This window comes from Allocoleopsis sp. (assembly GCF_036703385.1).
Lineage (GTDB): Bacteria > Cyanobacteriota > Cyanobacteriia > Cyanobacteriales > Coleofasciculaceae > Allocoleopsis.
The window spans coordinates 15,807-35,395 of record NZ_DATNPA010000616.1 but is presented as its reverse complement, the minus strand read 5'-3'; the positions used below and the strand labels follow the sequence as shown (position 1 = coordinate 35,395).

Sequence of the window (19,589 nt, the reverse complement as noted above, 5' to 3'; positions counted from 1 at the left end):
ATACAAAGACTGGTAGGTAATGGGGCGCGGATTATCGGACATACCACCATCGACTGTGATATAAGTTCGGAGCTCGGGAATTACCTTACGACTCCCCACCGTATAAGCTGTAACACAGGCTGAACCAATGAGCGATCGCCCCGGTTCTGAGAGTAGCTTCGGTAGCGGTAGCTGTGCTTTAGAGCAGGCGCTCATGATAGCTTCCGAGACGCCCTTTACCCAGTTGTCAATACTGGGGGGATCGTCTGATTCTGTGTAACGAATTCCCAAGCCACCCCCGACATTGAGTTCTTGAATCGATAAACCGTAGCCAGCGGCTTTACTCATAAAATCCACTAACACACCTGCCAAATCTTGGTGGGGTTGGCGCTCAAAAATCTGAGACCCAATGTGGGCGTGTAGACCGATGCAGCTGAGAGTCGGGTGCTGACTGACGAAAGCAAAAAGCTGGTCTAAGTCGTTGGGATCAAAGCCGAATTTGCTATCCAGATGACCCGTGCGAATATACTCGTGGGTATGGCACTCAATACCTGGGGTCAGCCGGAGCATAATCCGAATAGCTTCGGGTTTAAGGTTAGCTGGTTGGTTCAGGGTTGAATGTTGCAGGTTGGTTTGGGTTGAACCTTCACCCTTAAAACTTTCAACCTTCAACTCTTTGAGGGTATGTAACTCCAGCCAGTTATCCACGACAATCGTGCAACCACTTTCAATGGCTAGTCCGAGTTCAGCCCTGGATTTGTTATTGCCGTGGAAATAAATTTTTTCAGGACGGACACCAGCTTCTAGAGCTGTGTAGAGTTCACCCCCCGATACGACATCGATCCCCAAGCCTTCCGAGGCCACAATGGCACAAACAGCCAAACAATTCCAGGCTTTGGAGGCATAAAGAACCTGGGATTCCCCTTGATAGTATCGAGCAAAGCCCTCTCTATATTGACGGCAAGCCGTTCGCAGTGTTACCTCATCCAAAATATAAAGTGGGGAACCAAATCGCTCCACCAACGTCATCACATCACAACCACCAATTTCTAAGCCGTCACGGCTGTTGACTGTGGCAGTAAGCGGTAATAGTTCCTGATTAGGTGAGCCAGGAGTATCTCCGGTGCTAGATGAGGGGAGATAGTGACGTCCAGAATTTTCAGCCTCAGCCGTGTCAGTCGAAAGCATAATGGAATTATTATCCTTGGTTGGCATTACAAGCCCAAGAGAGCGTCCCGTTAATCAGTGTACAATTGAGGGCTGTGACTTTCTTAAAACTTAAACCGCTAACCCTAGAGCAGTTGAATGCTGTAGTGGAACTAGACCAGCTGTGCTTCGGGGGTCTGTGGACGCGGTCGGGTTACGAGCGAGAGTTAGAAAGCCCCAACAGTCAATTGCTGATTTTAGAAGCAGCAAGCGAACAAGGGGAATCCGGATTTCAGGCTCCATTGTCCGAAGTCCTGACTCAAAACTCTCCAACAGCGGATTCTGAAACCGCACCGAACCGGACAAATGCCCTAATTGGGTTAGGTTGTTACTGGTCAATTTTGGAGGAGGCTCACATTACGATTCTTGCGGTGCATCCGGACTACCAGCACCAAGGGCTGGGTCAATTACTCCTGTATGCTTTACTACGGGATGCCAAAAAGCGTCGGTTGGAGTGGGCAACCCTAGAGGTGAAGCCATCCAATCAAGCCGCGCTGTCTCTTTATCAAAAGTTTGGCTTCATTGAAGCAGGGCGACGCCGACGCTATTACAAAGATACTGGTGAAGATGCCCTGATTCTCTGGCGTGGTGGTCTGCAAAAACAGGACTTCGAGGAAATGCTTGCCAACTGCTATCAGCAAGCTCATCAGCGCCTGCACTATTGTGGCTGGCAGTTATCTCACTTTAGGGAATCTAGAGATGGGGAATAAAGGTTGAAATTTGGCAAGTTAAAAAGTGGGAAAGTTGGAAATATCACGGTTCTAACCTTCAACCTTCTAACCTTCAATCTTCAACCTTCTAATCTCCAACCTCCAACCCAGTACGGGAGTCCCCAATCCGGAAGTCCTCGAATGAAGAAAAGCTCAAATCCTTGTCAGCAAACCGTTGAAGCCATACCAAAATGATTAATTAAACATAAAAAAAAAAGCCACAATCCTAATCTCTCTACCTAAAGAGTAGGGAAATCCAGATCAAAACAGTTCCACTGGTTGTCTCGAAATAGACAGTCGGTGGAATTCCCTATGCTAGAATCAGCGTACACGGGCACGCAACAGGTGATGGAAGTACGCCAATGTTTGAACGCTTTACAGAAAAAGCCATTAAGGTGATCATGCTGGCCCAGGAAGAGGCACGTCGCCTGGGGCACAACTTTGTAGGCACGGAGCAAATCCTTCTGGGTCTTATTGGAGAGGGAACAGGCGTCGCTGCTAAGGTTCTCAAATCGATGGGTGTCAACCTCAAAGACGCTCGCATCGAAGTCGAGAAAATCATTGGCAGGGGTTCCGGCTTCGTTGCGGTAGAAATTCCGTTTACCCCCAGAGCAAAGCGGGTTCTGGAGCTATCGCTCGAAGAAGCTCGCCAACTGGGACATAACTATATTGGTACTGAGCATTTACTGCTTGGGTTAATCCGGGAAGGCGAAGGGGTCGCGGCTAGGGTGTTGGAAAACCTAGGTGTAGACCTGACCAAGGTCAGAACCCAAGTAATTCGGATGCTGGGAGAAACGGCGGAAGTCACGAGTGGGGCAACCAGTGGTCGTACTAAGACGCCAACCCTAGATGAATTTGGCTCGAACCTAACCCAGATGGCTGGGGAAGGGAAGCTTGACCCTGTGGTGGGACGAGCTAAGGAAATTGAGCGGGTCATCCAGATTTTGGGTCGCCGCACAAAAAATAACCCAGTTTTAATTGGGGAACCAGGGGTAGGGAAAACAGCGATCGCAGAAGGGTTAGCCCAACGAATTGCCAACAATGATGTGCCCGACATTCTCGAAGAGAAGCGGGTTGTAACTTTGGATATCGGGCTGTTGGTCGCGGGTACCAAGTATCGGGGTGAATTTGAAGAGCGCCTCAAGAAGATTATGGATGAAATTCGTCAAGCCGGGAATGTGATCCTGGTGATTGATGAAGTCCATACTTTGATTGGCGCTGGTGCTGCCGAAGGTGCCATTGATGCGGCTAACATCCTCAAACCCGCGCTGGCACGGGGTGAATTACAGTGCATCGGCGCGACAACGCTGGATGAGTACCGCAAGCATATTGAACGAGATGCAGCATTAGAGCGTCGTTTTCAACCCGTGATGGTGGGTGAACCGACGGTGGAAGAAACGATTGAAATTCTTTATGGATTGCGCGAACGCTATGAGCAACACCATAAGCTGAAAATCTTGGACAGCGCCCTGGAAGCGGCAGCGAAGCTTTCGGATCGGTATATTTCTGACCGTTACCTGCCAGATAAGGCGATTGACCTCGTGGATGAGGCAGGTTCGCGGGTGCGCTTGATTAACTCCCAACTCCCACCCGCCGCGAAAGAGTTGGATAAGGAACTGCGTCAGGTTCTTAAAGAGAAGGATGATGCAGTGCGATCGCAAGATTTTGATCGGGCTGGAGAACTGCGCGATCGCGAAATGGAAATCAAGGCCGAAATTCGCGCGATCGCTCAAAGCAAAAAGACAGACTCCGGTAGTGATGAGCCAGGGCCTGTGGTAGATGAAGAAGATATCGCCCAAATCGTAGCGTCCTGGACAGGAGTTCCGGTGAACAAGCTTACCGAATCCGAGTCGGAGAAGCTGCTGCACATGGAAGACACCCTACACCAGCGTCTGATTGGTCAAGAGGAGGCGGTGAAGGCGGTAAGTCGTGCGATTCGTCGAGCACGGGTAGGGTTAAAGAACCCCAACCGTCCAATCGCCAGCTTCATCTTCTCTGGACCGACCGGTGTGGGTAAGACCGAATTGGCGAAGTCCTTGGCATCTTACTTCTTCGGTTCCGAGGAAGCGATGATTCGCCTGGATATGTCGGAGTACATGGAGCGCCATACCGTTTCTAAACTGATTGGTTCGCCTCCAGGCTATGTCGGCTACAACGAAGGTGGTCAATTAACTGAAGCGGTACGTCGTCGTCCTTACACGGTAGTGCTGTTCGATGAAATCGAAAAAGCTCACCCTGATGTCTTCAACATGCTGTTGCAAATTTTGGAAGACGGGCGTCTGACCGATGCTAAGGGTCGTACAGTGGACTTCAAGAACACACTGCTGATCATGACCTCGAACATCGGTTCTAAGGTGATTGAGAAAGGTGGTGGTGGTATTGGCTTTGAGTTTAGCGAGAATCAAGCTGAGTCTCAGTACAACCGCATCCGTTCACTGGTGAACGAAGAACTCAAGCAATACTTCCGTCCAGAGTTCCTCAACCGTCTCGATGAGATTATCGTCTTCCGTCAGTTGAACAGAGACGAGGTGAAGGAAATTGCCGACATCATGCTCAAGGAAGTGTTTGGTCGCCTGAACGAGCAAGGCATCACCCTGGAAGTCACCGAACGGTTCAAAGACCGCCTGGTGGAAGAAGGGTACAACCCCGCTTATGGTGCAAGACCCCTGCGTCGGGCTATCATGCGCCTGTTAGAAGATGTGTTAGCAGAGCAAATTCTCGGCGGGCACATCAAAGACGGCGATCTCGCTACTGTAGATGTGGATGAGGGCGGTAATGTCAAAGTGCTGCCAGGAGAGAAGCGAGAACTCTTGCCTCAGGCGGTTGAGTAATTAGTGATTAATGTGGAATAGAGGCGTATAGCAATACGCCCGTGCGTAAATTAAACGGTAGAGATGGTCAATCTTCTCTACCGTTTTTTCTCACAGAGGAAGCCCTAATTTGTCAAGAAAAAGAATCAAAGCCTCACAAAGAGAGTAGGAGACAGGTTTTCCAGAGAGGTCAGAGTGTACCGCATCCAACCGAGAACCGCTATATTTCAGTAATTGTCACGATGCGGCAACCGGGAACTGAAGTTTAGCCTGGGAGCAATCTAAGTTACCCAAGGGGCAAAACTAATGGCAGAAATTTCAGCAGAAAGTGTCGTGTTTATGGCTGGTGGTGCAGCTACTGGCGCTGGAGTATCTGCCACAGCTGGCGGGATGGGATTAGCTGGAGGATTTGGTGCCGTTGGTATTGGTATGGCTCCAGTTACAATGGCTGGGGCGGTTGCTGGTGCAGCGGCTTATGGAGCTTTTTGTGCGATCGCAGATGGAGATTCGACAGCTTTTGGTGCGATCGGAATAGGTGCCTTAGGGGGTGCTGGTATGTCTGCTACAGTGGGCGGAATGGGATTAGCTGGAGGATTCGGAGCCGTTGGCATTGGTATGGGTACAATGGCAGCGGCTGGAGGAGTGGTTGGACTTGGTGTTTATGGTTTGTACAAGGCGTTCAAACAAGAGCCAGGGCAACGAATGGCGGGTGCTATAGATGCATTTGGGCGCATGGAAAGTAAAGTGCTGGAAATGGAAGCTTACACTCAGGCACTTCTAGAGTTAGATCCGGTTTATGGTGAATGGGTTTGGAAGCAAAAATTTGCTGCCCTGGAAATCGAAGAGGAGTTAGCAGAGTTAAAGGCTAAAGTGGGGACTAAAAATTCTGCTCATCCTGATGTTGCACCAGCAATTTCCTCTAATCCAACCCTCAACTCATCTTCAAACTCTGAAAACTTCGCCGCTAATGCAGCATCCCAGGAGAGCCAATCAAGTACTCCTGAAATTACAGCCGAAATTTTTTCTATTGAGGCTCAACCACCTCAAATTTGGAAACCTGTAGGCACGCTCAAAGGACACTCAGGTTCAGTTAATTCCATCGCTATTAGCTCCGATGGACAGACGCTTGCTAGTGGGAGTCAGGATAGAACAGTTAGCCTGTGGAATCTCAAAACAGGAAAGCGGATTTTCACCTTCTTTGGGCAGGCAGGGGAGGTTTCTACTGTTGCCATTAGTCCGGATGGAAAAATGCTGATTGCTGGTGGCTTCGATAACAAAATTAGCGGTTGGCGGATCGACACAAAGGAAGTAATTGGCAGCTTTCTTTATCAAAACTCTCCTTACAGCCATTTAGGCTTTGTTTCCTCTGTTGTCTTCAGCCGCGATCGCAGAATTATTGCTAGTGCGAGTGGTGATAAGACTATTCGATTATGGGGTGGGTACACGGGAGAATTTAAACGTACCCTAAATGGACATTCAGACACAATTTGGTCTATTGCTATTACTCCAGATGGTCAAACTCTCGTGAGTGGTAGTGCAGACAAAACTATCAGGATTTGGTCTATAGGCAGTTTTGCACAACCCCGCATTCTTTCTGGACATTCTAGTTGGGTGACTTGTGTTGCTATCGGTCCTGAGGGCAATACTTTAGCGAGTGGTAGCACAGACGGTACGCTTAAATGGTGGAACCTCCAAAGTGGAGAAGTACTTCGTACAATAAATAATCAATCAACCGAGGTTTTTTCCGTTGCCATGACGCCTGATGGACATATCCTGGCTAGCGGCAGCATGAAAGAAGTTAAACTTTGGAATATTTACACGGGTAAACTCATCCAAACCCTGCCGGGGTGCAGTCCCGTTGCCTTCAGTCCTGATGGACAAACTCTGATCAGTGGTGGAAACAAGGGCACTATTAAGATTTGGTGTCGAATACTTGGTGGTAATGAATCTGATTCTCTATCATCTGGGGAATGGTGGAGAGTGTTGGGTGTCGATAGTGATGCTCATCCAGACGAAGTTAAGCTGGCTTACCGTCGATTGGCGCGGCAGTACCACCCTGATATCAACCGTTCTGCTAGTGCAATATCCACTATGCAGGCTATCAATAAGGCTTATGAGGAGTTTCTGAAGAAACTGAGCAAGGCTTGGCTATAAGAGAGCGATCGCTACCAAGCGGGAGTAGGCTAATTATGTAGAATCTAGACTCAATTTCTTGTTCTTTCAGAAGCGAGGCGGTAGCCAGAAGGACGAAACGAACGAGTTTTTTTTATAGCTCTCTTGTCCAATAGAACCATCAAGGCTATAATTTGATTTCCCTACTGAAGGGATAAATATTCCCGTTGCTCAGCCTCAAAGCCTATCGACTTTGAAATTAGGTAATAAAAGTAAGAAACAGAACTAGCGACCTAACTCTTCCACAAGCTAACGCTAGTTCTGAATACCCATTCTATGGACAACCAAATAATAGAGTTGATGAGACCAAAAATGTGAATATCACTATATCTTTATCAACTCTTTATCAATTTAAGTGTTATTAAAACTTATCAACGTAAATACTCATTAAGTAAGGAAGTCTAGAGAAATGGAGACTTATGGGCTAGGTAACCAAACGTATTAACCGTTTCTAAGAATTTTCTAACTGTGTAAGCACGGAAATCCATCGTAAATATAACTTAAATTTATACATTATCTGGAACACTACTCAGTCGCTAACCTTAATATAAACTTCACGGCGCTGTAAGGTCATAGGGTATCCGGCAATAGAACCATAATATGTGGAGAGTTTGTAGTGAGGACTTTAGTCCTCTTGTGAGCAGCGCTCTTTGCACCTACGATGAACAGAGCGATCGCACCGATACGAACAAGACCTGCTGCCACAAGCTGGGGAACACATTAAAGGTATAAGTCTCGCCGTGATTCAGATAGCGCACACGCTCCTCTAAATAACCTGTCTCTAGACTGAGATTGAAATTGACCCAAGTTTTGTTAATAGTCACTCTTCCCGTGGCTAGAGGCAGGTCTTATTGGTAACAGTTACCATTCAGTTGAACTGAAGTTCAGGCAAACATCAATATAGGTAAGAGAGATTAGTTAATACTGGCACTGATCTCCCATTAACGATGAAATCCATGTTCAGTAGGAATTAAGGAAGTAGTAAGAACAAAAGTTATGCTTTACCAAGGTTTAATACTTTTTTGCCGAGAAACGGCGTTGGGCATCGTACTAAAAGATCCAGATACCGCCAAAAATCCTGAACAGTGTTTCTTAAATCCGCCCTGCGGGTGTTCCAATCCTGGAAAAGAACTGTGTTGCGAAGATTGCCCTCATCTTGAAGCTTGTCTATCTCGTTTCAAAAGCCTTAGCTCTTCAGCCAAAAAAATCAAAATACACAAGTAAAACCAATATACCTGTTGTAATGTTTCCTAAAACTATTCGCCTAAGACACCCTACTCTCCATTAATATTTACTTTATAAATAAAGCCTTATACATCAGTAAACTAAAAGGCATTCAGTTTTGGCTGAGCAATTTTTTATAATTTGTGTGGAATGGGCGTTTTGCCCATCTGCACAATCTTTTGAAGGAACAACAGCTTAGCACACCTACTTCAGGACATAAGAAGGCACAGAGGAAGTCAACCTTAGCGGAGACTTGTAGCAGACTTCGCTCATTCTCAAGGAGTAACTTGTATTGGTACTTACAAGCTAAATTAACCTTAAGCAATTCCCTAGGTAGAACAAGATTTATTCCTTTGGTAGAAGTTGGAATAGACAGAAACAGTTATGCTTCTCAAAGAGTACTTGTGATTTAGAAAAATAGGAATTTGTTGAGTGATTCAAGGGTGTTGATCAATGCTAAGCATTGGCGTTCGTAAATGGGCGCTTCCTATTCATCAAGTATCTCTTCTCAGTTCAGTAACGAATGAAGGAAAAGAGACTGTTTTTGAAGAGCAAAATTTTCAAGCTTTATAAGAAGAGAAGAAGCATAACTATGAAACCTTCTGATGTATCCAAAATTGCTTGGGTTGGTGCCTTAACTCTGGGTTTAGCCACTATGCCCTTAACTACGCCTACTTCTGCCCAAACTAGCGGGAGTTCGGCTGGTTCGACTTCCGGCACAAGAACAACTTCCGGCACAGATACAGGAGCAGGTACCACAACTTCCGGCACAAGCACAACTTCCGGCACAGGCACAGGTAGCACAACTTCTGGCACAGGCACAGGCACAGGTAGCACAACTTCCGGCACAGGCACGGGAGTTCGTAGCGGCACTTTTGGCACAGGTAGTGGAGCTAGTGGAACAACTTCTGGCACGGGAACTACTGGCACAACTTCCGGCACAGGTAGCACAACTTTCGGTACGGGAACTAGTGGCTTAGGTAGTACAACTTCTGGCACAGGCTCAGGTAGCACAACTTCCGGTACGGGAACTAGTGGCTTAGGTAGTACAACTTCTGGCACGGGAACTAGTGGCACAACTTCCGGTACGGGAACTAGTGGCTTGGGGAGTACAACTTCTGGCACAGGCACGGGTAGCACAACTTCCGGTACAGGAGCTAGTGGCTTAGGTAGTACAACTTCTGGCACGGGAACTAGTGGCACAACTTCCGGTACGGGTAGTGGCTCGGGTAGCACAACTTCTGGCAGCAGCACGGCTCCTGGCGATTCACTTTCAGGTACGACTACAGCGCCAGGTGGCACGACTTCAGATACGACCACAACTACGACCACAACTACGACCACAACGCCTGATAGCACGACTTCAGGCACTACCTCTTACCAAGGTGTTAGTCCTGCGAGACGCGATCGCCATTCTGATTGGGGCTGGCTGGGATTGCTTGGTCTGATAGGTCTAGCCAATCTGTTCCGCAAGCCTGAAGAAGACAGGGTTGAAATTAGATAACTGGCTGCCTTGCAACGCGATCAGGTTGAGTCAATCGCCCAGCAGGAGGTGGGTGAGGCAGCAGTGGTTAACTCTACCAGCCCGACTGCTGAGCGGGAGGAGGCATTCGAGGCGCTGGAACAGGAAGAAATGGATTTCCTGTTCCTCGCGCCCAAACAATTCAACAACTCCGAGACCTGGAACGCTTGCGGAATGCAAAACCCTCCATGTTTGTTGTTGACGAAGCTCACTGCATCAGCGAGTGAAGTCACGATTTCCGACCTGGTTACCTCAGACTTGGTGCTGTAATTGAAGCCCTCGGTTATCCAAATAAGGGGTAAATTATCGGCACTCGGTATCTGCCGCTCAATGCGAACGGCCTCAACCCAGTTTGCTGCGATCGCGTCTATTTTTTCAACAAGCAATTGACTAAAATCCATCGTGATTCAAGCGCGAGGAGCAAGTAAGTATGAAAATCCTTTTGGCATCATTCTAGTTGAGTATATAGCAATTCTCATGCTTGTGATGTACAGTCAATTTTTCTCTCTTCTTTGTGTGACATGAAATAGCACAATTAGGATGTACATCATGAGTCCGAGAAACGCTATAGATAATAGATAGGCGATTACAAAAACTAACAGGCAGCACGTACAACAGGAAGAGGCTTAAGCTGTATAAATTAACACAAAAAATATTTGAAAATGTATTTCTAGATACAGATTTATTTTTTATTGATCTCCTTTCCTCAGGCTGAAGCTATTCCAAAGCAACAGGGGTTATCCTAACTTCTGCCAGATAATAAAAGAGGGTCAATATGATTCAATCATCTCGGTACTCTATAGAAGTTATCCAAAAACAAGCCCGTCGCCTTGTAAACAGAAATGTTATTAGTCGTCAACAATGCATCTATACTCTTTGCCAATTTATTCCAGCCAGTGAATGGGCTCGTGTTGAGCTTGAGTTGGAAGAGTACGACTTTCTACTGAGAGACCGTATTGCCGATTTAATCGGCGACGATGAATGGCAAAACGATTAAAAATTCCTAATTCTTAATTTATAATTTGTAATTAACGTTCAGATGGGGCTCTGACCTCACCTGAACGTTTGATATTTTTACTTTTTACTGGGTGCGACTTGCCCCAAGTTCATCATGCAGAGCGTTAAAGGAGGAGCCAATGGAATTTCAAGAAGAAAGCAATGTTAGAGAACCAGAATTTTGGGAATTGCAGCTCTATGTTGCTGGGCAAACTCCTAAATCTTTAAAAGCGTTTGCTAACCTAAAAAAAATCTGTCAAGAACACCTGAATGGTCAATATCGTATCGAAGTGATTGACCTTATGGAAAATCCCAACCTTGCCAAGCAAAACCAAATTGTAGCTCTCCCTACCTTAGTACGGAAACTGCCTGAACCGATGAAGGTAATCATTGGAGATTTATCGAATCAGGAAAAAATTTTACTAGGCTTTAATCTTCAACCAATCAAAGCCTGGAAAACTTACTGAATAGACAATGAGTGAGAGTTAAATTAATGGAAGATGAATCCCTCAATAATTCAATAGAAAGGTTTGAAAAAGCACTTAACAAAATAGACCCGAGAGCATCCCTATCTTGCAGAGACTTTCTGGCTGTAAGCCCCTACAAAAAGTCTATTTGTTTGAACGGAATGCACTCCTAAATCATCGATAATCATGCCTGCATTAGACATTTAGTTCCAATTGCCAATCATCATGAAGGCAGACCAATAGTAAGGATGAGATAGGTTCCTATGATTTGGCTTGCTAAGTTCTGGAGAAAGTGGTAGCTGCCTTTCCCTATCGAGTTGTAACTGTCCTTCCTCTAGTCGAACTTGCCCTTTGAGTATTGCTAACTGTGCCTGCTGGAGGGCTTCACTTTTAATCGGTGCAGTTTTTAACTGTTCATAAAATTTAGTCATCAGTGCTAAGGAACCTTCATCACTGACATACCAAAGGCTACCCAATGCAGTTTTTACTCCTGTTTGAATGGTTAATCCAGCGAATCCCAATTCAGCTTCTTTATCTCCTAAGGCAGTTCTACAAGCACTCAAAACCATTAGTTCTACTTTTGGATCTTGTTGCCACTCCAAAACTTGTGATAATTGCCGCATTTGATCGAACCCTAGTTTGGCATTCCAAAACTGGATGTAAGAGTTATGAATAGCACCTGGTTTAAACTCAGCATGGGTCGCCATATGAATAATCCCAAAGTGTCCTTGACGGCTGATTGCTTCAAAATTATCAATTGTCGATTGCTCATTAAGCAGTTTTTGACCCGTCCAAAGACTATTTGTCAATAGAGCTATTTCCGTTGCTACAGCTGGTAATGGAGCTTTTCCCTGTGTACTTTTTGATATCCCTAACGCTAGCATTTTCTTATTTGCAATTGGGACATAACGGGTGTCTGTCAGGCTAAAGCTAGGGATGATAGAGACACTATAATTCTCAATGAGAAACTGTTTTCCATCATAGAGTGCGGCTAGGGGAATAGACCGCAAACCAGAATCCAGTGAGAAGACTAAAGAATCGATCTGATTCGCCTTGAGCACGGATTCCAAAGGAGCAATAATCCACTGATAAAGTTTTTGGGCAGAATCTTGGTATCCGTTCTGCTTTCCCCGATCCGTTACTTGTGAGCGAAACTCTTTAGCGGTTTTTTGTACAAGTTCGCGATTAGCTTCCAGAATAACTTTCCGAATCGGCTGATTGTTAGCGAGGATAAGTAGTAGTTGTAGTTGGTTTTTGAGAGAAACTACATAAATAATCGCTGATTTTCTTCCTCTTTGGCGATAGAGTTCATCCAAAGATTGAGAAATTTCTTGAGCTGTAGCCACCTCTCCGAAGAAGTTTACCCCGAGATATTGACCAAATTGTACAGCTTGAGATTCTTCAAATAAATTAATGGCTTCATTAATTCCTGCGCCTTCAAAACTACTATCAAAGGCTTTGCGGTCAATTGTGGCTCCTCCACTATTTCCTAAAGGAGTATTAGCCTCTGGTTTGACAAGTTCTTGAGGATCATTTCCAGTTGTATCGGATTGATTATTAAATTCTTGGGGATCAGGTCCGGTCGTATCAGATTGATTTCCTGTTTGAGCTTGAACAGATTTCAAACAAATCACGAAGAGGAGAGTACAAAAAAATATAACTATTAGAGAACGAAGAGATTTCATAGAAGTTTATTCGAGTAAGAGTTTGATTAAGCCTACATTCTGTTTATAGTTCAAACGGCACAGCTAAACAAATCACTTCAAAATTAATTAAAAAGAGATAGCATAGCCAATTCCTAAAATAAATCGGCTACCGTCTCCGGCATTTCCTGTAATATCGGTTACGGCTGGGGTAATCACTAGAGGAATATCCCGTAAGGGGACAATCGATAGTCCGAGGGTTAAATCTTGACCTGACCATTCTGCGATCGCACTAATGGGTTCAGCCACGCGTACTGCTACACTACCGAAAATTCCAACCGAATCGCGAGCCTGACTAATATCTAATTCAGAACGAAATTGCCCGCTCCCTACGCCAGCAGAAACAAAAACTTGGCTAAAAGGCTTTTGTACATCTTCTTGTAGCCCAAATCTTTTAGTTACAACTCCGTAATATCCGGTTCCACTATCCGTGTCACCAAATCGAATTAAATTCTTGACTCCTACCGCCACGGAAAAATCTTCGGGAAGGCGACGGTGTAACTTGAGGCTAAGAGTACCATCTTGTGCCGTATTTCCTATCAAATCAACGAAAGTCAAACCAATATCTAACCCAACTGATTCTTGAGCATTACCCAAGCCAATGCCAAGTCCCAACACTCCGTCAGCTTTTTCACTAAAGCGAGTCCGAGATTGCAAACCTACCCCAATAGACGCACTGCCCCAAGATTGGCCATACGCTGATGGAGTAAGGATAGAGATACCGGGCGCTGAAGGAGGTTTCCGATTTGTGACTTGCAGCGGTTCTAATGGCACATTTTTAGGTTCAAACGGCTGTTCCTCAGGTTTAGTAGGTTCTGTCTGTAACCTGGGTTTACTACCGCCTTGAGCCAGAGATTGGGCGATTGGGGATGTTCCAAAAATCGACTTAGCTAATGCCGCAGATATCAAGTTTAATTCTTGGAAATCCATTGAAGAAACAGGCTCTTGCTCAGGATACGTGGCTGCGTTAGGAAGAGTGTTGGGCTGGGTAGTAAATGGCGAAGATAACATGACACTGCTATCATTACTTGGAAAAACTAAGGCTGGGGTCAGTGCAGCTAACAAGTCAATCATAAATTTTTAAAAGTTCTCTTGCGCCCTAGTATTGTTCTTCAACAAGATGGTCACTATAGATATCTGCCTGGTCAGAAGCCGACTCATCTGAAAATAGCCACTAATTTCTATAGCCCAATGATAGAAAATTAGAGAGAATTGGGCAAAATAAATTTGCGATCGCCTTTGTGGCGAAGCAAAACCCGTAGGGTAGGATGGTGCGCTAGATTTCGTCTCGCTACGCTAATGCGCGGTCATCACTCAATCTAATTGGCGTCAACTTTACTCCGAATCACCCACCAACCTAGTCAAGCATTCCGATCCATATTACCCAAGCAAGACTAGCTGGATAAAACTCAAGCCTATGCTTAGAAGTCAGATGAGCCACCGTAAAACGTTATGGAGGGATGCGTTTCTCTTTGCATCTCTCCTGTGGCTACTCAGCCGACTTGTGATTGCGGTAACTATGTTGCTGATTGCCCCCTCCCTACCGACTCCACCCGGAGGCATTGTCCCCGCCCCTGATTGGAGTGTTTTCTCTTATTCTGACAGTCCAAGGTACGAAACCATTGCCCTGAGGGGCTATGAATACGGTACTGATGTACACAAAAAGTACAATAGCGCTTGGACTTTATGGTTAGCTTTATGGCTCTTGGACGGTGATGCGTTGATTCTTTTTGTTTCCGTCTTCGGTGGTGCCTACCTGTTGTGGCACTTACGTTATCAACTTAGCCTAATTGCTCTTACCTATGGCTGTTGCTCCTTGGCATTAATCATAGCTTCTGGAGGTGCGGCGTCTGCTCAGCGTTATGCTTACGGGATTGTCTCACTGTCGATCGCGCTTGGTATGCTGCTCAAACGTTATCCTCGTTGGGGATACGCCACAATGGTCTTCTTTGCGATCGTGCTGGTAAACTTTGCTCGGCGATTTTCCCAGCACCTCTGGGTAGCGTAAAGGAATAAGTGAGCTTACATCAAAAACTTTACTCATACCGAGTTGCGTTCAAACATAGTAGTTGAGACAGACACGGGGACACGGGGAGGCGGGGACGCGGAGAAAATGAATGTTCTACGTATGAATGCAACTGCGTATCAATCGGTCTTTTCTGCTAGATTTAAAGCCGAGATACGCACCCTACAAAGGCAATCTCAAGTTACTGAAATAGTTACTACAGTCATATACCAGTAGCAGTAGTGATTTGAATCACTTATAAGGAATAACTTAATCACTTAAAGGTAATTATTAATATCACGAATCTCAATTGTGAGAATCACAGCTTCTTTCCCTTACAGACTGGATACTAGCTAGAAAGTAGAGAACAGAACAAGAATAGGCGTCATGTCTACGATTCGTGAGATTGTTTATCAGGTGCTTCAATCCGGGTATCTAACCCTAGAAACCGAAGAGCAACTGCGACAAATGTTTGCGGTTCGGTACGACCTGGATGACATTGAAGCTTTAACTCGATTGCAACAAGCCACTATTTATGGTCAAGTGAAGCAACAATCACGGCAGTTAGTACCCTCTTAAGGGATTTCCCATAAATATAGCGGTTCTCAATCGAGTGTTATACAGAGATTCTGTAAGGGCACGGCCTGTTCCTACCTGTGTACTCTACGCAATTGAGAGCCGCTACAATTGACCCATTCTTGTGGAGCCGCCGATGACACGAGCGGTTACTGGTCAGGGGCGGGCAGTACATACCCAGTCCCCAGCGCCTTCATGCAAAAACCACTCGAAGGGTTCCCTTAAAAACTGTAGCGTTCTTCTGCCCAAGGCTCTCCTCGGCGGTGATAGCCATTACGCTCCCAGAAACCCAACTCTTCGTGGTCGAGGAATTCTAAGCCGTTAAGCCATTTAGCACTTTTCCAGGCGTATAGGTGAGGCACAACTAAGCGCAGCGGGCCTCCATGTTCTGCGGGTAGCGGTTCTCCAAACAAGGTGTGAGCAAAAAAGTTTTCTTCCCGCACAAAGTCTTCTAGGGGAATGTTCGTGGTGTAGCCACCGTAGCAGTGTTCCATGATGTGAGTGGCTTTTGGATCGACCACTAGTAGACTCATAAAGTCTGTGACTTTGATGCCTGTCCATTTCACATCCAGTTTAGACCAGCGCGTCACGCAGTGAAAATCAGCCGTGAAATCGTGTTGGGGCAACGCCATAAAGTCAGACCAGCTAAAGGTCTGGGATTTGGCTAAGCCCCAGACGCGAAATTCCCAGGTTGGGATATCGATTTGGGGGGTCTGACCATAAGTCAGCACGGGGAAACCTTTGGTAAGGTATTGACCGGGAGGAACGCGATCGCTCTGATCTGATTCTGGTTTACGGAAGAATTTCCCTATCATGATTCCAGCAGAGATAGTGATATCGGTACTAATCACACCGTAGCGTTGAATTTTGCCATAAGGGCCAAATCTCATTCAACGATCAGACCCCCCTTGTCCAGCTGACTGTCCCACACTTAGTGTCAGCTTTCTTCCTCTTCTTCCTCTTGAGTAGGATAGACAAAGCTAGAGCGTCCGCTTAAAACAGCCTTGCCTAGAGATAAAGCTCTTTGGGCTTGCAGCGCTGCCTTGCGCTTCCAGGTGGCTTTGCGTTTGTCTCGTTTCGATTTGGAGGTTTTCTTCTTAGGAACAGCCATGATCGTCAGTTCAGAAATTTTGACAGCCTTTTTATTTTAGGCGATTGACCTGCTTTAGGCGGCAGGTTCCTTAGGCTAGGTAGATCAGCGCCCCGAGGGGGGAGGAGGAAGGGGCACTCTCTGGATAGGTGCGCCTGGAATATTAGGGATTTGGTTCTCAGAAGGAGTGGATGGCGCAGCAGGCGAAGCAGGAGTGGCGCGTTGAGTCGGAGTCCCAGATGGAGCTGCATTGGCGGGAGGTGGAGCTGCATTGGCAGGAGGAGAAGCTGGGATAATTCGGCGGTTTCCGCCTGGGAGTTCGATAACTCTAGGCCCAGTCGGAGCCTGTGGTGTCGGGGTCGCGCTTGGCGTTGGCGTTGTCATCGGCTGTGAGGTTCCCCCTGGCTGAATTCCAGGTTCCTCTGGGGTCTTGTCAAATCCGAGTAGTGTGTCGGTATTGGGAAAGTAGGTAATCCAACGTTGGGGATCGGGACGGCTTCTCCAGGATGGTCGGCTAACCTCTAACGACAGCAGTGGGACGATCGCACCATTATTTTGCCCCATCACAGTAACCGCTACATCTGTCACCAAGATGTCCCGGTCGAAGCTGCGTTGAGCGGCTGCCCTGGCAACGGCTTCAGCACGCCGCAGGAAGCTTTGGAATGATTCACCAGCTTCACGGGTTAGGGCAACATTAAGACGTGCTGTATAGGCTTGGGCACTTGGTGGAGCAACCAGAGAAACCGTCAGCCAACTGACACCAACAAGACCTAACACCGCCATTAAACCAAAAGGCACAATCTGTTTTTGAGCCATAGACTGGAAAAGCTCGGCAGAAACCTGCTTCAGCACAACTGCAATGGCTGAAAGACGATTGACAGCCCTCTGTTTAGATTTCAACATACGCCGCACTCCCTGTTAGTCCTGAACGTTAGCATTTCGGGCAGAGTATTCCTGATATTAAATCTCTCTTGAATAACTTTCATCTAGAGGATGAAGGAAAAATCATAGACTATAAACGGATTAGCTTTTCCAGTTGGCATTCGCTCTAAACTTAGGGCATCTTATTTAAATGCTAAGCCTATCCCATCCAATCACCTCATCAGATAGCTGAAACCAAGAGCATATGGCAAATCACGCTTGTGTCGCAATCGGCATCAATCACTATCAGTTTTTACCCCCTCTGAACTATGGGGAAGCCGATGCACAGGCGCTATGGAAGTTTTGGGTCAATCAAGCTGACTTGCCATCAAACCAGTGTCTGTTGTTCACCGACACGTCGCCCCAGAATGGTAGCCAGTTAGCCTATCCCACACGGGAAAATATTTGGCGCTCTCTTGAGGCTAAGGGACAGACTTCAGGGACTTCTCAGAATTGGCGTTGGTTCTTTTTCAGTGGCTATGGTGTCAGTTGGGAAAACGTTGATTACCTTTTGCCCATTGACGCCAACCCCAAGGATATTCCGAGGACAGCGATACCCGCGCGATCGCTCTTAGCATCCCTCAAGGCTCAAGGCGATGAAAACCTCCTCGTCTTCTTTGATATCAACCGCTCACCGGGACTGCAAGCGGGTGCCCCGGTTGGGACTCAACTGGTAGAATTAGCACGCCAGATGGGAATTGTCCTAGTGCTATCGAGCCAACTTGACCAATTTTCCCACGAAGCGGCTGCCCTAGGTCATGGCTTATTCACAACGGCACTTTTAGAAGCTCTGAGCTATTATCACGCCAACATCACCTTGGACAAGCTCGAACAGTATTTACGCGATCGCCTACCGGAGTTGAGCCAACACCACTGGCGACCGATTCAGACCCCGTTAATGGTGATTCCACCCCAAATCAATAGACAAGATCTAATTTTACCCAGCCCCGTCCATTCACGAGAGCTGGCTCCGAAAGCAGCAGGGAATTCGATCGCGTTTATTCCCCAAACAAGATTAGAAGCCGAAGACCCCTACGAAGACAATTCCTACAACGAAATAGCCGCCCCCAGACCCAAAAGTACTGTATCGGTTTTAGAGACACGCACAAATAGCTCTTTAAGGCCAACAATGACCGCCACTTCTAATCAGACGGAATCAATACCTATGGCGATGGTTCCCTATCCCAGCAGGCAATCTGAACCCCCTGGCACACCGTGGTGGCAACAACTGCTCTTCTGGGGAGGCGGTGCTGTTCTGGTTTTAGCCTTGATGATTGCGGCTGTACTATTGCGCAACCGGGATGCTTTTACCAATCAGCAGGCGAGCGACACACCCACGACGACAGCCTCACCCAGTAACTCACCCCTGGAAACCACCCAACCCTCCGCTCGCACAGACCCTCAAGACCGGGGGAAGCCGACAACCGCATTACCGCAGACCTCTGTGCCCAGTCGCCTTCAAGCCAATCAAGAAGCCTTAGATCAGGCGAGGCGCTTGCTCCGACCGAATCAAGCCTCTTTATTTAATAAGGCCATTGTTCAAGCGCGTCAAGTTAAACCGGGAGACCCTCTTTATCAACAAGCGCGGCAAGATATTAGACGTTGGAGTGGTGTGATTCTGGATTTAGCGCAGGGACGAGCCAATGCCGGGAACTTTGGCGGAGCGATCGCCGCCGCTCAACTTGTTCCCAAAGATGACCGCTCGGTTTACGCCAAAGCTCAGCAGACGATTAACCAGTGGAAGGTTCGTTCCATTCAGCAGCAGCAAAACAAAAGCATCATCCAAGCGGCTAAACAACAAATTCAACCGAATCAAGCGTCGTCCTATAGCCGTGCCCTTACAACCCTGCGTCCCATTCTGCCCGATCAGCCGGGGTATGCCCAAGCGCAACAGTTGACCACTCAATGGAGCCGTACTATTTATCTCATCGCTCAATCGAGGGCAGCGCGGGGTAAGTTGCAGGAGGCTATTGAGTCGGCCTCGTTAGTTCCAGCAGGGACTCCCTCTTCGGATGCGGCTAAAGTTGCGATCGCGAAGTGGCAGCAAGGTAAGCGCTGATAGGCATGAGATTGAAGGTTGTAACGCCTCAAGCGACTAATACCAAGTTGCAGTCATACGTAGCAGATTCATTTTCTTTGTGTCTCCGTGTCCCTGCGTCTGGGCGTCTGTCTCAACTACTATGTTTGAACGCAACTTCGTATAACTTT

18 protein-coding genes and 1 pseudogene are annotated in these 19,589 nt (G+C 46.9%); 11 read left to right on the top strand and 8 right to left on the bottom strand.

The genetic code is table 11. From position 1 onward, the window contains the following. On the bottom strand, positions 1-1,167 hold a 1,167-nt coding region (locus V6C93_RS29620), incomplete at its 3' end, for a diaminopimelate decarboxylase (RefSeq protein WP_333480268.1). 74 nt (positions 1,168-1,241) lie between these two features. On the opposite strand from V6C93_RS29620, the gene rimI reads away from it, so the two are divergent. The 4 genes from rimI (at position 1,242) to V6C93_RS29600 (ending at position 6,859) form a co-directional block, all read left to right on the top strand. Next, the gene (rimI, locus tag V6C93_RS29615) at positions 1,242-1,895 is read left to right on the top strand and encodes a ribosomal protein S18-alanine N-acetyltransferase (protein WP_333480267.1); all 654 of its coding nucleotides are present in this window, start codon (positions 1,242-1,244) and stop codon (positions 1,893-1,895) included. Positions 1,896-2,257: 362 nt separating this feature from the next. Then, positions 2,258-4,726, top strand: a complete 2,469-nt coding sequence (locus tag V6C93_RS29610) for an ATP-dependent Clp protease ATP-binding subunit (RefSeq protein ID WP_333480266.1) — start codon at positions 2,258-2,260, stop codon at positions 4,724-4,726. Between the two features lie 41 nt (positions 4,727-4,767). Continuing rightward, positions 4,768-4,974 (top strand): hypothetical protein, encoded by a 207-nt coding sequence (locus tag V6C93_RS29605; RefSeq protein ID WP_333480265.1) that lies wholly within the window; start codon positions 4,768-4,770, stop codon positions 4,972-4,974. A 37-nt stretch (positions 4,975-5,011) separates the two neighbouring features. Continuing rightward, positions 5,012-6,859 carry a WD40 repeat domain-containing protein gene (locus tag V6C93_RS29600; protein ID WP_333480264.1) on the top strand — a complete coding sequence of 616 codons (1,848 nt, stop codon included), beginning with the start codon at positions 5,012-5,014 and terminating at the stop codon, positions 6,857-6,859. Positions 6,860-7,533: 674 nt separating this feature from the next. On the opposite strand, the gene V6C93_RS29595 is transcribed toward V6C93_RS29600, so the two are convergent. Both V6C93_RS29595 and V6C93_RS29590 read right to left on the bottom strand, forming a co-directional pair. Continuing rightward, positions 7,534-7,701, bottom strand: coding sequence for a hypothetical protein (locus V6C93_RS29595; RefSeq protein ID WP_333480263.1), 168 nt, complete (start codon positions 7,699-7,701; stop codon positions 7,534-7,536). Positions 7,702-8,668: 967 nt separating this feature from the next. Next, positions 8,669-9,472: a hypothetical protein gene (locus tag V6C93_RS29590; RefSeq protein ID WP_333480262.1), complete on the bottom strand. Its 804-nt coding sequence runs from the start codon at positions 9,470-9,472 to the stop codon at positions 8,669-8,671. A gap of 46 nt (positions 9,473-9,518) precedes the next feature. Here V6C93_RS29590 and V6C93_RS38535 point away from each other — a divergent pair. The 4 genes and pseudogenes from V6C93_RS38535 to V6C93_RS29575 all read left to right on the top strand — a co-directional run. After that, positions 9,519-9,605 (top strand): annotated as a pseudogene (locus tag V6C93_RS38535) (WGxxGxxG-CTERM domain-containing protein); the annotation flags it as partial. A gap of 9 nt (positions 9,606-9,614) precedes the next feature. Beyond that, positions 9,615-9,893, top strand: a complete 279-nt coding sequence (locus tag V6C93_RS29585) for a hypothetical protein (protein ID WP_333480261.1) — start codon at positions 9,615-9,617, stop codon at positions 9,891-9,893. A 505-nt stretch (positions 9,894-10,398) separates the two neighbouring features. Next, the gene (locus V6C93_RS29580; protein WP_333480260.1) at positions 10,399-10,620 is read left to right on the top strand and encodes a DUF4327 family protein; all 222 of its coding nucleotides are present in this window, start codon (positions 10,399-10,401) and stop codon (positions 10,618-10,620) included. A gap of 139 nt (positions 10,621-10,759) precedes the next feature. Further along, positions 10,760-11,086 carry a circadian clock KaiB family protein gene (locus tag V6C93_RS29575; RefSeq protein WP_333480259.1) on the top strand — a complete coding sequence of 109 codons (327 nt, stop codon included), beginning with the start codon at positions 10,760-10,762 and terminating at the stop codon, positions 11,084-11,086. Between the two features lie 203 nt (positions 11,087-11,289). Here V6C93_RS29575 and V6C93_RS29570 read toward each other — a convergent pair whose 3' ends face one another. Both V6C93_RS29570 and V6C93_RS29565 read right to left on the bottom strand, forming a co-directional pair. Then, complete coding sequence (locus V6C93_RS29570; RefSeq protein ID WP_333480258.1) at positions 11,290-12,720, bottom strand: CHAT domain-containing protein; 1,431 nt, start codon at positions 12,718-12,720, stop codon at positions 11,290-11,292. A 138-nt stretch (positions 12,721-12,858) separates the two neighbouring features. Continuing rightward, complete coding sequence (locus tag V6C93_RS29565) at positions 12,859-13,863, bottom strand: hypothetical protein (RefSeq protein ID WP_333480257.1); 1,005 nt, start codon at positions 13,861-13,863, stop codon at positions 12,859-12,861. Between the two features lie 358 nt (positions 13,864-14,221). On the opposite strand from V6C93_RS29565, the gene V6C93_RS29560 reads away from it, so the two are divergent. Then, a complete protein-coding gene (locus V6C93_RS29560) occupies positions 14,222-14,797 on the top strand; it encodes a hypothetical protein (RefSeq protein ID WP_333480256.1) in 576 nt (191 codons plus the stop codon). A 384-nt stretch (positions 14,798-15,181) separates the two neighbouring features. Continuing rightward, positions 15,182-15,373 carry a hypothetical protein gene (locus tag V6C93_RS29555; RefSeq protein WP_333480255.1) on the top strand — a complete coding sequence of 64 codons (192 nt, stop codon included), beginning with the start codon at positions 15,182-15,184 and terminating at the stop codon, positions 15,371-15,373. 218 nt (positions 15,374-15,591) lie between these two features. Here the strand turns inward: V6C93_RS29555 and V6C93_RS29550 are convergent, their stop codons facing one another. The 3 genes from V6C93_RS29550 to V6C93_RS29540 all read right to left on the bottom strand — a co-directional run bounded on the left by V6C93_RS29550 (position 15,592) and on the right by V6C93_RS29540 (position 17,363). Continuing rightward, positions 15,592-16,185 carry a sulfite oxidase-like oxidoreductase gene (locus V6C93_RS29550; protein ID WP_349262879.1) on the bottom strand — a complete coding sequence of 198 codons (594 nt, stop codon included), beginning with the start codon at positions 16,183-16,185 and terminating at the stop codon, positions 15,592-15,594. A 122-nt stretch (positions 16,186-16,307) separates the two neighbouring features. Continuing rightward, positions 16,308-16,481 carry a 50S ribosomal protein L32 gene (rpmF, locus tag V6C93_RS29545; protein ID WP_333480253.1) on the bottom strand — a complete coding sequence of 58 codons (174 nt, stop codon included), beginning with the start codon at positions 16,479-16,481 and terminating at the stop codon, positions 16,308-16,310. An 84-nt stretch (positions 16,482-16,565) separates the two neighbouring features. After that, positions 16,566-17,363: a hypothetical protein gene (locus V6C93_RS29540; RefSeq protein WP_333480252.1), complete on the bottom strand. Its 798-nt coding sequence runs from the start codon at positions 17,361-17,363 to the stop codon at positions 16,566-16,568. Positions 17,364-17,586: 223 nt separating this feature from the next. On the opposite strand from V6C93_RS29540, the gene V6C93_RS29535 reads away from it, so the two are divergent. Next, the gene (locus V6C93_RS29535; RefSeq protein WP_333480251.1) at positions 17,587-19,440 is read left to right on the top strand and encodes a caspase family protein; all 1,854 of its coding nucleotides are present in this window, start codon (positions 17,587-17,589) and stop codon (positions 19,438-19,440) included. The last annotated feature ends 149 nt before the right edge of the window (positions 19,441-19,589 follow it).